This is a genomic window from Kitasatospora sp. NPDC058032 (genome assembly GCF_042885845.1).
In the GTDB taxonomy this organism is placed as follows: domain Bacteria; phylum Actinomycetota; class Actinomycetes; order Streptomycetales; family Streptomycetaceae; genus Kitasatospora.
This window is the reverse complement of record NZ_JBHVRK010000030.1, coordinates 22,184-35,630: the sequence shown is the minus strand read 5'-3', so window position 1 is coordinate 35,630 and position 13,447 is coordinate 22,184. Positions and strand designations below refer to the sequence as shown.

Below are 13,447 nucleotides of genomic sequence, written 5' to 3'. Positions count from 1 at the left end.
GTCGCTCGCGGTCCGGGCGATCACCTGGGCCGGGCCGGTCGCGCCGGAGCTCAGCGGGCCCCGCGCGGGGCCGGGCCCGGCGGGCCGTCCGGCGGGCAGCCGGACGGCGACCGGGTCGGCCGGCGAGTAGCCGCGCAGCGCCGCGGCCGCGGGCCGCGAGGCCGAGCCGACCAGCACCTGCGGGGCCAGTCGGCCCACCGCCAGCTCGACCTCGTGGTCGGTCAGGCGGTGGTCCAGGAGAGCGACCTGGGCCCGCAGTCGCCAGCCCGCCAGGAGCACGGCGACGAAGCCCAGGGAGGGCGGAAGCCGCAGGGCGACGGTGCCGCCCGGGCCGAGGCCGGCCGCGGCCAGCCGTTCGGTCTGCTCGGCGACCAGCGCGCGCAGGGCGTCGCGGTCGACGGGCGTGCCGAAACGGAGGCACTCCTCACCCCCGGGACCGGCCAGCAGCACCCGGTCGACCCAGTCGGCGGGAGCATCGGCGTGCGGGGGTGAGGCGGGCGGCGGTGAAGAAGGGGAAAAGCCGGTCAACGCCACTCCACACAGTGAGGAGATTTGTCATGGACACCGGACGATGTTCACATGACATCACAAGCAATACGTCCAATTCCGTTGCCAGACCATTGCACAGACGATTGGTCAAATCAAGGTCTATACCAATGTGGTGCAGACCTCCTACGCTGCCGATCCGTGGACCGGTCCGAACGCGGCCGGTCCGGGAACGAGGATGCCCGTGGCACCACTCACACTGGCCGGGATCGAACGCGCTGCGCGCGACCAACTGCCCCCAGAAGTATGGGACTTCGTCGAAGGCGGCAGCGGTTCGGAACGCACCGTGGCGGCCAACCGGGAAATGTTCGGACGCTATGCGTTCCGCCCCCGCGCGCTGGTCGACGTCTCCATCTGCGCGCCGGCCGTCGAGTTGCTCGGCAGTACCCTGCAACTGCCGGTCGGAATTGCCCCGATGGCCTACCACCGACTGGTCCATCCGGACGGCGAAACGGCGACCGCCCGGGCAGCCGGAAAGGCCGGCGCCCTCCTGGTCGCCGGAATCTTCGCCAGCCGCACCCTGGAGGAGATCGCCGCCGCCGCGACCGGCCCGCTCTGGCTCCAGCTCTACTGGCTGCGCCGCCGCGACGCCCTCGCCGCGCTGGTGGAACGGGCCGAGGCGGCCGGCTTCGCGGCCCTGCTGCTCACCGTCGACGCCCCCCGGATCGGCCGCCGGCTGCGCGACCTGCGCAACGGCTTCGCCGTCCCGCCGGAGATCCGCGCGGTCAACCTCGACCCCGCCCTGATGGCCGCCAGCCACCGCGCCGGCCAGGGCAGTTCGGGCATCGCCGAGCACGCCCGCGAACAGTTCGACCCCACCCTGACCTGGTCCGACCTCGCCTGGCTGCGCGAACGCACCCGGCTGCCGCTGGTCCTCAAGGGCGTGCTGACCGCCGAGGACGCCCGGCTCGCGGCCGAGCACGGCGTCGACGCGGTCGTCGTCTCCAACCACGGCGGTCGCCAACTCGACGGCGCGCTGCCCGCCCTGGCCGCCCTGCCCGAGGTCGTCGACGCGCTGCCGCCGCACCTCCCGGCGCTGCTCGACGGCGGGGTGCGCGGCGGCGCGGACATCGCCGTCGCCCTCGCCCTCGGCGCCCGCGCCGTCCTGGTCGGCCGCCCGGCGTTCTGGGGACTGGCCACCGGCGGCGAGGCCGGCCTGACCCGCGTCCTCGACCTGCTGCGCGACGAACTGGAGCACACCATGGCCCTGTTGGGCCGACCCGCGGTCGCTGACCTGGACCGCACCGCCCTCGCGCCCTGGCCGCGCTGACCCTCCCGCCCACGCACCCCGACGCAACGATCGGAACACCGACACCATGAGCAGACAGGACGCCTTCCCCGGCTGGGACTGGGACGACCCCGACGGCCTCGCCGAGCAGCTCGACCGCTTCAGCGCCGACGTCGCCACCTGTCGGACGCTGGAAGCCGCCGCCGGCGGACTCCCGTACGACCACGCGGACTTCACCGACCTCGGCGTCACCGGCCTGGAGTTCGCCGCCTTCCGCACCGCCCACCCGGCCGGCCTCGGCACCGACCTCACCGCCCTGCGCGGCCCCGACACGACCACCGAGCCCGGCACCCTCTACCGGGTCGACGGCGACCGCTGGTTCACCCAGCTCGACATCGCCGAGCCGCTGCCCTTCGCCGACGGAAGCGTCGACTGGGTCTACGCCGAGCACCTCATCGAGCACGTCACCATGCCCGTCGCGGTCGGCTGGCTGCGCGAGGCCCGCCGGGTGCTGCGGCCCGGCGGCGTGCTGCGGATCACCACCCCCGACCTGGCCCGCTACCTGGTCGGCTACGCCACCGGGGACGGCTTCCTCACCAAGCACCGCCGGCGGCTGACCACCATGGGCTTCGGCCCGCCGATGCCGCAGCGCCCCGCCTTCCTGGTCAACCAGATCTTCCGCCACTACGGTCACCAGTGGATCTACGACCTCGACGAGCTGCGGCACGTCCTCACCCTGGCCGGCTTCGAGCCCGGGCGGATCCGCCACTGCGCCTACCGCGAGGGGGCCCGGACCGACGTCGCCGACCTGGACACCCCCTTCCGCACCGACGAGACCGTCTACGTCGAGGCCGACCGCTGACCCAGCCCCGTCCCGAGGAAACCCCGATGCCCCTGCACCCCCAGGCCCAGGCGCTGCGCGACCGCCGCGCGAGCGCCGGAACGGCCCCGCTCTACAGCCTCACCGTCGCCGAGGCCCGTGCCGCCGACCTCGCCGACATCCGCGCCGCCGCGGGCACCCCCGAGCCGGTGGCCGCCGTCGAGGAGCACCGCCTCCCCGGCCCCGGCGGCGAACTCGCGCTGCGCCTCTACCGGCCCGAACCGCCCGCCGACGGCCGCCCGTCGCCGGTACTGCTCTACCTGTTCGGCGGCGGCTGGACCCTCGGCTCGCCCGACACCAGCGACGCGATCTGCCGCGCGCTGACCAACGCCGTCGGCTGCGCCACCGCCTCCGTCGGCTACCGCCTCGCCCCCGAGCACCCCTTCCCCGCCGCCGTCCGGGACTGCGCCGCCGCCGCCCGCTGGCTCGCCGCCCACGCGGACGGGCTCGGCCTGGACACCGGGCGCCTCGCCGTCGCCGGCGACAGCGCGGGCGGCAACCTCGCCGCCGTGCTCGCCCTGCTCGCCCGCGACGAGGGCGGTCCGGCGCTGCGCCACCAGCTGCTCGTCTACCCCAACACCGACGCCCGCGCCGACACCCCCTCGCTGCGCGAGCACGACGACCCGGCGCTGTTCAACCGCCGCTCGGTCGCCTGGTACTGGGGCCACTACCTGGCCGACCCGGCGGACGGCACCCACCCGCACGCCTCGCCGCTGCGCGCCGCGAGCCTGGCAGGCCTGCCGCCCGCCACCGTCATCACCGCCGAGTACGACCCGCTGCGCGACGAGGGCGAGCAGTACGCCGAGGCGCTGCGCGCGGCGGGCGTGCCGGTGGAGCTGCGGCGCTGGGCCGGCATGCCGCACGGGTTCTTCGCCATGACCGGCACCCTGGACGGCGCCGCCGAGGCCCAGGCGTACGCGGCCGCGCGGCTGCGCGAGGCCCTCGCGTGAGCGCCCCCACCGTCCCCACCGTCCCCTCGGCGCCGGCCGCGCCGGCCGCGCCCGCGGAGGACCGACCCGCCGAGGCCGTCACGCTCCCGCTCGGCGAGCTGCACGGCTCCCTCGCGGACCCGCTGCTGGACGCGATGACCTTCCTCAACGAGGTCACCACCCGCTACCCGCAGGCGGTCTCCTTCGCCCCCGGCCGCCCCTACGAGGGCTTCTTCGAGCCCGAGGACGTCCCCGTCTACCTGGACGCCTACCTCGACCACCTGGCCGCGAGCGGCCTGGACCGCGACGCGATCCGCACCACCCTGTTCCAGTACGGGCCGACCAAGGGCATCATCAACGACCTGGTCGCCCGCACCCTGGCCCACGACGAGAACCTCACCGTGGCCCCCGAGGCGCTGGTGCTGACCGTCGGCGCCCAGGAGGGCATGCTGCTGGCGCTGCGCGCGCTCTGCGCCGGCCCGCAGGACGTCCTGCTGGTCAGCTCGCCCTGCTACGTCGGCGTCACCGGCGCCGCCCGGCTGCTCGACCTGACCACCGTGCCGGTCCCCGAGGGGCCGGACGGCGGCCCGGACCCGGCGGCCGTGCGCGCCGCCGCCCGGGAGGTCCGCGCCGCCGGCCGGCGCCCGCGCGCCCTGTACGTGGTGCCGGACTTCGCCAACCCCTCCGGCACCTCGATGCCCGTCCCGGCCCGCGCCCGACTGCTGGCGGCGGCGGCCGAGGAGGACCTGCTGGTCATCGAGGACAACCCGTACGGCTTCTTCGCCCGGGACGCGGGGGAGCGGCCCGGCGAGCGGCCCACCCTCAAGGCGCTGGACCGCCACCGCCGGGTCGTCTACCTGGGCTCCTTCGCCAAGACCTGTTTCCCCGGCGCCCGGCTCGGCTACGTCGTCGCCGACCAGGAGGTGCTCGGCCCCGGCGGGCGGCGCACCCTGCTGGCCGACGAGCTGGCCCGGCTGAAGAGCATGACGACGGTCAACACGCCGGCGCTCAGCCAGGCCGTGATCGGCGGCATGCTGCTCACCCACGACTGCCGGCTGCGGGCCGCCAACGCGCCCGCCACCGCCCACTACGCGGCCGTCATGGACGTCCTGCTGGCCGAGCTGGACCGGTGCTTCCCGGCCGCCGAGCGGGAGCGCCTGGGGCTGTCCTGGAACGTGCCGGAGGGCGGCTTCTTCGCGGTGCTCACGGTGGCCTTCGCGGCCGACGACGCGGCGATGGAGCGCTGCGCGCGCGAGTTCGGCGTGCTCTGGACGCCGATGACGCCGTTCTACCCGGCCGGCGGCGGGGAGCACCGGCTCCGGCTCTCGATCAGCTCGCTGACGCCCGGCCGGGTCGTGGCCGGCGTCGCCCGGCTGGCGGACTTCATCCGCACCGAGACCGCCCGGGGGGCGGCGGGGTAGTCCGCGCGCCCGGAACGCCACGGCGGCGGTGCCCCTGGAGCAGGGGGCACCGCCGCCGTCGTCGTACGGCCGCCTGGGCCTTCGTGGCCGCGGGGACGACCGACCGGCGGGCGCCCGGCCGATGATGACGGTCCGGTGGCCGGTCGGGTGGCCGTCCGGCCACCCGACCCGCCGGGCTCAGCGCACCCGGGTCGAGAACAGCCGCGCCGACCAGAACACCGCCGCCGCCGTCATCACCGTGACCACCAGCAGGCCCTGCCAGACCACGCTGTTCCCGACGTGGCCCGAGAACAGCGAGCGCATGCCCTCCACGGCCCAGTAGAAGGGGTTCCACTTGGCCATCGTCTGCAGCCACACCGGCGCCAGCGCCAGCGGCAGCAGCGTGCCCGACAGCAGCGCGATCGGCTGGGCGAGGGTGTTCACCACCGGCGCCATCGCCTCGTCGGCCGGCAGCACCAGCGCGATCCCGTAGGAGATCGCCGAGGTCATCAGCGCGAGCAGGCCCATCAGCAGGAAGGCCAGCACCAGGTCCAGCGGGCCGACCCGCAGGCCGAACGGCAGCGCGATGAGCGTGATGATCACCGCCTGGACGAGCAGCGCCACCATCTCGCGCAGGGCCCGGCCGAGCAGCAGGGCGAGCCGGCTGACCGGGGTGACCCGGGCCCGCTCGATGATCCCGGCCCGCAGTTCGCCGAGCAGGCTGAAGCCGGTGTACAGGCCGCCGAAGATGCACAGCACGGCCAACAGGCCGGGCACGTAGATCTGGTAGGCCTCGGCGTAGGTGTGCGCGCCCATCGGCTCCAGCACCTGCTTGAGCAGCGGCGCGAAGAGCAGCAGGTAGAAGATCGGCTGGATCACTCCGACGGCGATCCAGACCGGTGTTCGCCACATCAGCAGCAGCTGGCGCTGGAAGACCAGCCAGGTGTCGCGGGCGAGCTTCATGGGGCCCCTCCTCAGGGATCCGGAGGTGCGGTCAGGACTGCTCGATGGAGCGGCCGGTGCGGGCCAGGAACACGTCGTCCAGGCTGGGCCGTTGCAGCTGCACGGTGCCGGTGACGACGCCGGCCCCGTCCAGGGCCCGCAGCAGGCGCGGGACGGCGGCGGCGCCGTCGTCCAGGTAGAGCCGCACCCCGTCCTCGCCGCTCAGCTCCAGGCGGTGCAGCTCGGGCAGGTCGGGCTGCTCGCGCAGCGCCTTGGCGGCCCGTTCGGCCTCGCCGGCGCCGAGCCCGATGAGCACGACGTCGCCGGAGATCTCGCGTTTGAGCGCCTCGGGCGTGCCCTCGGCGACGATGCCGCCGTGGTCGACGATGGCGACCCGGTCGCAGAGCGCGTCGGCCTCGTCCAGGTAGTGGGTGGTGACGACGACGGTCATGCCCTCGTCGCGCAGCCGCCGGATCTCGGTCCAGACGTGGCCGCGGCTGGCCGGGTCGAGGCCGACCGTCGGCTCGTCGAGGAACAGCACCTTCGGCGCGTGGATGACGCCGAGCGCGATGTCGACGCGCCGGCGCTGGCCGCCGGAGTAGGTGCGGCACGGCCGGTCGCCGAACTCGGTGAGCTCGAAGGCCTTGAGCGCGTCCTCGGCGCGGTTGAGCGCCTCGGCCTTGCCCTTGCCGTGCATCCGCGCCTGCATCACGAGTTCCTCGCGGGCGGTGACGGCGTCGGTGGTGCCGCCGCCCTGGGCGACGTAGCCGATCCGGCGGCGCACCTCGGCGGGGTCGGCGAACAGGTCGGCGCCGGCGATCCGGGCCTCGCCGCCGTCCGGTCGGATGAGGGTGGCGAGCATGCGCAGGGTGGTCGTCTTCCCGGCGCCGTTGGGGCCGAGGAAGCCGAAGATCTCACCCGGCTCGACGTCCAGGTCGATGCCTTGGACGGCGTCCACGGGGGGCTGGCCGCGTTTCTTGGAAGGGTAGGACTTTCTCAGCCCCTTGGTCTCGATCAACCAGAACTCCCGAGCGGGGATGGGTTGCCGGGGCGCCGGGAAGGCGGCGCGCGGGGCACCTGGGAAGCGGTGCTGCGGGCCACCCTAGGGTGAACGGCGCCCCGGAAACAATGGCCTAGACCAATGGATTGGCCCTACGGGCAGCCGTCGCGACCAGTGCCTCCACCCGGTCGGCGGCCGTCACGGCCCCGCCGCCGGCGAGCAGTTCGGATCCGACCCGGGCCGCCGCCGCCCGGTACCCGGGCTCCTCCAGCACGCTCCGCAGCGCGCCGGCGAGGTGATCCGGCGTCACCCGGGCGAACGGCACCCGCAGTCCGGCCCCGGCCGCCGCCACCTGCGCCGCCACGAACGGCTGGTCGTGCCGGATCGGCGCCGTCACCAGCGGCAGCCCGTGCGCCAGCGCCTCGCCGACGGTGTTCATCCCGCCGTGGCACAGCACCGCGTCCAGTGCCCCGCGCCGCATCAGCTCCAGCACCGGCGCCCGGTCCACCGCCACCGCCTCGGCGGGCAGTTCGGGCAGCAGCTCGCCGGGCGCCGCGAACACCGGCTGCACGCCGGGCCCGGCCAGCTCCAGCGCCCGCGCCGCCCGGGCCAGGAAGTCCGCGCCCAGCTCGCCGGAGAGGGTGCCCATGGTGACCAGCACCCGCCGGCGCCCCGGCAGCAGCCGCTCCCAGGGGAAGGCCGGATCGGCCGGCCGGTCCGCCAGCACCGGCCCCACCAGGGCGTACTGGGCGGGCAGCGCCTCGGCGCCGGTCGGTTCCGCCCCGGTCAGCGCCGGACCGGTGAGCGCCGGGCCGGTGAAGGCCAGCACCAGCGCGGGGGAGAACCGCGGGTCGGTGTACTCCTCCGCGGGCAGCCCGGCCCGCTGCCACAGGCCGCGGAGCAGGTCGGACATCCACTGCTCGACCAGCGGCAGCGCCCGCAGCGGCCGTCCCAGCTCCATCGCGCCCGGAGCCAGGGTGCCCCAGGGCAGCCCGTGCCGGTGCGCCACCAGCGCCCCGGCCGGCGTGTGCTGGTCCACCAGCAGCGCGTCCGGCCGGTACTCGCGCACCGCCGCGTCCAGCGCCTTCACGGTGAACCGCGCGTACGGGACGATGAACCCCTGCCACAGCGAGCGGACGGCGGCCAGCCCGTGCCCGCCCTGTGCCCGGAACGCCCGGGTGCCGGTGCCGAACACCGCCGCGTCGGGCCCCAGCAGAGGTCGCAGCGCCGACTCGGTGCCGGTCCAGGCCACCTCGTGGCCGCGCGCCACCAGCTCCCGGGCCAGGCCCACGGTCGGGTTGACGTGCCCGGTCAGCGGCGGGACCACCAGCAGGAAGCGGCTCATCGGGCGTCCTCCGCGGGCAGCAGCCGCTCGACGTCGGCGACGCTCAGCGCCTCCAGTCCGGCCAGGTCCAGCCCGGCCCGCAGCGCGGCGAGGTCCACCGAGGGGCCGAAGTCCCGGCGCAGGGCCTCGTGCAGCGCCGCGAGCTCGGTCTCGTCGAGCAGCAGGTCGCCGTCCAGCCGGGCCTGCGGGGTCACCCGCGAGGCCCAGCCGGGCGGCGCCTGCGCGGCCTCGGCCAGGAGGGACACCAGTGCCGCACGGACCGGCGGCACGGCGACGGGTGGTTCACGATCGGTCATCCGGGGACTCCACCGGCTCGACGAAGCGGGGGACGGGGGACGGCGGCACCGGGGGTGCGCGTTCCGTCGGCGAGGTGTGCGGGATGTGTGCCGCAACCGCCCGAGATCACTTGTGCGGACCCGTCGGGCGTGGGAATACTAGCCCGCGTGACCGCACTGGAGGCAGTGGCCGTTCACCTCCCCCACCACATCGTGCCCATCGAGGCAGTGGGTGAGCGCATCGGCTTGACCCCACGTCAACTTCGACTCTTCCGCCGCTTCCACGGCCTGGACCAGCTGCGACTGGACCCGGACGGGACGCTGCCCGACCTGCTCGGCGCCGCCGTCGACGCCCTTCCGGAGCTGCGCGGACGCGAACGGCACGTCCGCTTCGTGATCCACGCGCGCAGCATGCCGGTGGCGGTGCCATACCCGCTCAACCCGCTGCACGACCTGCTCGGACGCTACGGCCTCGGCCACGCCCAGGCCTTCACCGTCACCCACCACGCCTGCGCGGTCGGCCTGCTGGCCGTCGACCTGGCCGGACGCCTGCTCGCCGGAGAACCCGACCGGGAGGCGCTGGCCCTGGTGCTCGCCGGGGAGAAGACCTTCACCAAGGACGCCCAGGTGGTGCCCGAGACCGGCATCTTCGCCGAGGGCGCGGCGGCCTGCCTGGTCAGCGCCGAGGGCGAGCGGGACCGCGTGCTGTCCTACGCGGTGCGCCAGCGCCCGGAGTTCGACGGCCGGCTGGCCGAGGACCCGGAGCTGCTCGCCCGCTACCAGCGCGAGTACCCGGCGGTGATGGTCGAGGCGATCGAGGCCGCCCTCGGCCAGGCCGGTCTGGACCTCTCCGACCTCGCGCTGCTGCTTCCGCACAACGTCAACCAGGCCTCCTGGCGGATGATCGCGCGCCGGATCGGCTTCCCGATCGGGAAGGTGGTGCTGGACAACGTGCCCGCCGTGGGGCACAGTTTCGCAGCGGACAGCCTGATCAACCTGCACACCGCCACCACGCGGGGGCTGCTCGGCCGTGGCGACCGCTACCTCATCGCCTCCGCCGGTATCGGAGCGACCTTCTCCGCCATGGTCGTCGAGCACTGACGGCTCGTCAGCGACCTTTTTCAGTACGCCGGCTGTCCGGCGCCCCGACCCCACTCCACCACGTACGACGGGACGGTCCCACCCATGTCCGACCAAGTGGTCCAGACCATCGACACCGAGCTGCGCGACCGGATCCTGCACAGCCTCGGCGAGCTGCTGCCGCGCGTCCTCAAGCGGGACCTGCCCGAGATCCCCGAGAACGCCTGCCTCTTCGACGACCTCGGCCTCACCTCGGCCGGCACCATCGAGCTGATCCTGGAGCTGGAGGAGGCGCTCGACCTGCAGGTCGACGTCGAGCAGATCACCGAGGACGACCTGCGCTCGGTCACCGGCCTGGCCGACTACGTCGCCTCGCACCTCATCGCCGAGGACTGACCGGTGCCCGCCGCGCCGGGTCTCACCCGGGTGCTGACGCGGTACGGCGACGGCCGCTCCGAGCTCTCCCTCGACCCCGACCTGCGGGTCTTCGTCTCCGACCTGGTCCGCCCCTACGGCCTGCCGCTGCGCGAGGACCTGCTGGCCGAGGGCGTCGGCCACGCCTACGAGGAACTGGCCGCCGGACTGCTGGCCGAGGCACTCGGCCCGGGCGAGCCGGCCGACGTGCTCGTCCAGGCCTTCGACTCGCCCGACGTCCGGCCCGGCGCGCCCACCTCGCTCGCGCTCAGCCGCTCCTGCGCGGGCACGCCGCTCGCCCTGGCGCTCTGCGACCAGGGCACCGCCGGGGCGTTCGGCGCGCTGCGCGCGGCCACCGCGTACCAGCGGACCGGCGTCGCCCATCGCGCGGTCGTCGTGCTCGCCGAGCAGACCGCCCTGCACTACGAGCCGGCCGCACCGGTCACCCTGCCCGAACGGCACTGCGCGGTCGTCCTGGTCTGCGAGACGGCGCCGGGCGAGGAACTGGCCGTCCGCCAGGACGGCGGGGCCGACCCCGGAGCCGCCGCCGAGGAGGTGCGCCGGCAGGCGAAGGCGCTGGGGGAGGGAGCGGCCGTGCTGCTCTCCGCCGCGCTGGAGGTGCCCGGCCTGGACGCCGTGCGCACCCCCGCCGGCCAGCCGTTCACCGGACTCTGGTCGCAACTCGCCGACCGCCTGCCGGCCTGGCGGGCCGAGCGGCGGACCGTGCTGCTCGCCGACTTCGACCCCCGGCTCGGTGTGCTCTCCACCCTGACCCTGCGCGCCGGTCCGTGACCGCGGGTGCCGATCCCGACGCCGGGGGCGGCGCGGGCGCCGACCGCGTCGACGTCTGGCTGATCCCCACCGACCAGCCCGAGCCGGTGGTCCGCGCCCTGCGCGAGCTGCTCGACCCGGCCGAACGCGCCCGCGCCGACGGCCCGGACCCGCGCTTCGGCCGGCGGTTCACCGTCGCCCACGGCGCGGCCCGGCTGCTCGTCGGCGCCCGGCTCGGCCGCGACCCCGCGCGGCTCGTCTGGCGGCGCGGGCCGAACGGCAAGCCCGGGATCGACGGGCTCGCCGTCAACCAGTCAGCCTCCGGCGCCCTCGCCGCCGTCGCCCTCGCCGAGGAGCGCGCCGTCGGTGTCGACGTGGAGGAGGTCCGCGACGCCCGCAGTGCCCTGCGACTGGCCCGGCGCTACTTCCCCGCGGCCGAGGCGGCCCTGGTCGCGGCCGATCCGGCGCCCGCCGAGCGGTTCACCGAGCTGTGGTGCCGCCGCGAGGCCTGCGTCAAGGCCTACGGCGGCCGGCTCGTCCAGGGCTTCGGCCTGCCGCTGGCCGGCCCGGCGCCGCTGCTGCTCGCCGACCCCGGCGCGCTCGGCCCGGGCCCGTGCCGGATCGACGACCTGCCCGCCCCCGGCCCGTTCCGTGCCGCCCTCGCGGCGGTCGGCGAACGCCCTGTCCGGGCCCGTGTGCACCGCTGGTCCATGGCCGATGTCGGTGCCACGTCAGATAGTTGACGAAGCGTCACATGTGCTTCGGCATCCCAGGATTCTGGTCTGTTCCGGATGATCGCGGCGCTGATAGCGTCCCCATCGCACTCCCACCGCATTCCCACCGAACTCCCACCGCCTTCCCGACCGCATCCCCGCCGGGACCTGTCGGGACCTGTCGAGCCGAAGGGCACGCACGACGTGACGTACGACGTGGAAGAGGCCGACGGGCGGATCACGGTCCGCTACGCCGGTGCGAGCGACGGCACCGGCCCGCTCACCCTCGGCCAGGACAACATGATCCGCTGCATCCGGCGCGACCGGCCCGAGCAGATGAACCAGGCCTCGGCCTGGCCGGTCCCCGACGGCACCACCGTGCCCGCTGCCGTCGACGCGCTGCGCGCCCTGGTCGAGCGCCACGAGTCGCTGCGCACCGCCTTCCCGCCCGGCCTCGCCGCCGACGCCTTCCCCGAGCACCAGCAGGTGTGCCCGGAAGGCGAGTTCACCGTCGCCACCGTGCCCGCCCGCGACCGCACGGACAGCGAACTCGACGCGCTGGTCGAGGAATTGGCGCAGGTCGATGTCGCCCTGCCGCTCGACCTCGCCGCCGCCCCGCGCCTGCGCTTCACCCTCGTCGCCGACGGCGAACTGGTGCGCAGACTGGTCGTGACGGCCTGCCACGCGGGAGTCGACGGCGCCGCCGTCACCCTGCTCATCCAGGACTGGCTGGCCCTCGCCGCCGGCAAGGAACTGCCGCCAGCCACCTCCCGCACCCCGCTCCAGGTGGCCGCCCAGGAGCAGAGCACGCAGGGCCGCCGCAAGACCGCGGCCGCGCTCAAGCACTGGGAGACGATCCTCACCACCGGCCCCACGACGGTCTTCGCCGCCGACGGCATCACCGGCCCGCCGGACGGGCTCGCCGCCGTCCTGCTGCGCTCCCGCACCGCCGCCGCCGACCTGGAAACGGTCTGCCGCCGCACCGCGGCCAGCCCCTCGGTGGTCCTGCTCGCCGTCTTCGCCGCCCTCACCGCCCACCGTGCCGACCGCACCGACCTGGTGATCTCCGCGCTGTCCGCCAACCGCCAGCGCGCCGCGCTCGCCGACCACATCGGCACCCTCGCCCAGGACGCGCTGATCGCCCTCGACACCGCGGCCGGCGACCTCGACGAGCTGATCGGCCGGACCAAGTCCGCCTCCTTCACGGGCTACTGGCACAGCACCCTCAACGCCGACAAGGTCTGGCGGCTCATCGACGAGGTCTCCGAGCGGCGCGGCGCCCGCTTCGCCCGCCAGGTCGTCGTCAACGACCTCAGCCTCGCCATCCCCGAGGCGCTGTCCGACGCCCGCCCCGCACCCTCCACCGACCCCGAACTCCAGTGGCTGCCGGACCAGCCGATGCCGGTCCGGCTGATGCTCAACCTCCTGCGCACCACCGGGACCCTGGAGTTCGCCCTGCTCGCCTGCCCCCAGGTGCTCGACCGGGCCGACACCGAGCGCTTCGCCCACGCCGTCCCCGCCGTGCTCGCCGCCGCCGCCGACCGCCCCCTCCCGCTCACCGAGCTGGCCGCGCTCAGCGGCCTGCGCCCCGTCGCCCGGACGGGCGACTGGCACCGCGTCGGCGCCGACTGGATCGACCTCGACGCCGTCCGCGCCCTGCTCGCCGAGGCCCTCGGCCCGGCCGCCGCGGCGGTCGACCTCGTCCGCACCGACGACGACGGCCTGGTCGCGCGCATCGCCGCCGCCCACCCGGACCTCAGCGCCGCCGCCGCCCACCGCGCGGTGATGGCCGCGCTCGGCGGGCGCGAGACCGCGACGGCCCCGCACCACTACACCGTCCACCCCTCCCCGGACGCCCTCCCGCCCGTCTGGTCCGCCCTCCCCGTGCTCGACGAGGGCTCCGGCCGTGACGGCTGACGGCTGA

The 13,447-nt window shown here is 75.3% G+C and carries 13 protein-coding genes; 9 read left to right on the top strand and 4 right to left on the bottom strand.

Translation table 11 applies throughout. The annotated features are described in order from the left end of the window. Positions 1-724: 724 nt before the first annotated feature. Genes ACFVUH_RS32255 through ACFVUH_RS32240 form a run of 4 tightly spaced genes read left to right on the top strand, consistent with a single transcriptional unit; the run spans position 725 to position 5,004 of the window. Positions 725-1,816 (top strand): alpha-hydroxy acid oxidase, encoded by a 1,092-nt coding sequence (locus tag ACFVUH_RS32255; protein ID WP_387916991.1) that lies wholly within the window; start codon positions 725-727, stop codon positions 1,814-1,816. A gap of 46 nt (positions 1,817-1,862) precedes the next feature. After that, entirely contained in the window at positions 1,863-2,636 is a 774-nt protein-coding gene (locus ACFVUH_RS32250; RefSeq protein ID WP_387916990.1) for a methyltransferase domain-containing protein, read from the top strand. Positions 2,637-2,662: 26 nt separating this feature from the next. Continuing rightward, on the top strand, positions 2,663-3,604 hold the full coding sequence (locus ACFVUH_RS32245) for an alpha/beta hydrolase (protein ID WP_387916988.1): 942 nt from the start codon (positions 2,663-2,665) through the stop codon (positions 3,602-3,604). Continuing rightward, a complete protein-coding gene (locus ACFVUH_RS32240) occupies positions 3,601-5,004 on the top strand; it encodes a PLP-dependent aminotransferase family protein (RefSeq protein WP_387916986.1) in 1,404 nt (467 codons plus the stop codon). The genes ACFVUH_RS32245 and ACFVUH_RS32240 overlap by 4 nt, the downstream gene beginning before the upstream one ends. Before the next feature lie 177 nt (positions 5,005-5,181). Here the strand turns inward: ACFVUH_RS32240 and ACFVUH_RS32235 are convergent, their stop codons facing one another. From ACFVUH_RS32235 to ACFVUH_RS32220, 4 genes are all read right to left on the bottom strand, one after another. Beyond that, the gene (locus tag ACFVUH_RS32235; protein WP_387916984.1) at positions 5,182-5,946 is read right to left on the bottom strand and encodes an ABC transporter permease; all 765 of its coding nucleotides are present in this window, start codon (positions 5,944-5,946) and stop codon (positions 5,182-5,184) included. 31 nt (positions 5,947-5,977) lie between these two features. After that, positions 5,978-6,883 (bottom strand): ATP-binding cassette domain-containing protein, encoded by a 906-nt coding sequence (locus ACFVUH_RS32230; protein ID WP_387916982.1) that lies wholly within the window; start codon positions 6,881-6,883, stop codon positions 5,978-5,980. A gap of 175 nt (positions 6,884-7,058) precedes the next feature. Then, positions 7,059-8,270, bottom strand: a complete 1,212-nt coding sequence (locus ACFVUH_RS32225) for a glycosyltransferase (protein ID WP_355375584.1) — start codon at positions 8,268-8,270, stop codon at positions 7,059-7,061. After that, a complete protein-coding gene (locus tag ACFVUH_RS32220; RefSeq protein WP_355375587.1) occupies positions 8,267-8,566 on the bottom strand; it encodes a hypothetical protein in 300 nt (99 codons plus the stop codon). Before ACFVUH_RS32220 ends, ACFVUH_RS32225 begins: the two co-directional genes overlap by 4 nt. Before the next feature lie 147 nt (positions 8,567-8,713). Between ACFVUH_RS32220 and ACFVUH_RS32215 the strand changes: the two genes are divergently transcribed. The 5 genes from ACFVUH_RS32215 to ACFVUH_RS32195 all read left to right on the top strand — a co-directional run bounded on the left by ACFVUH_RS32215 (position 8,714) and on the right by ACFVUH_RS32195 (position 13,440). Next, positions 8,714-9,646: a 3-oxoacyl-[acyl-carrier-protein] synthase III C-terminal domain-containing protein gene (locus ACFVUH_RS32215; RefSeq protein WP_355375590.1), complete on the top strand. Its 933-nt coding sequence runs from the start codon at positions 8,714-8,716 to the stop codon at positions 9,644-9,646. Between the two features lie 84 nt (positions 9,647-9,730). Further along, positions 9,731-10,021: a phosphopantetheine-binding protein gene (locus ACFVUH_RS32210; protein ID WP_355375593.1), complete on the top strand. Its 291-nt coding sequence runs from the start codon at positions 9,731-9,733 to the stop codon at positions 10,019-10,021. 3 nt (positions 10,022-10,024) lie between these two features. Beyond that, a complete protein-coding gene (locus tag ACFVUH_RS32205) occupies positions 10,025-10,831 on the top strand; it encodes a hypothetical protein (RefSeq protein ID WP_387916979.1) in 807 nt (268 codons plus the stop codon). Beyond that, positions 10,828-11,553: a 4'-phosphopantetheinyl transferase family protein gene (locus ACFVUH_RS32200; RefSeq protein WP_387916977.1), complete on the top strand. Its 726-nt coding sequence runs from the start codon at positions 10,828-10,830 to the stop codon at positions 11,551-11,553. The genes ACFVUH_RS32205 and ACFVUH_RS32200 overlap by 4 nt, the downstream gene beginning before the upstream one ends. Positions 11,554-11,727: 174 nt before the next feature. Then, complete coding sequence (locus ACFVUH_RS32195) at positions 11,728-13,440, top strand: condensation domain-containing protein (RefSeq protein ID WP_387916975.1); 1,713 nt, start codon at positions 11,728-11,730, stop codon at positions 13,438-13,440. The last annotated feature ends 7 nt before the right edge of the window (positions 13,441-13,447 follow it).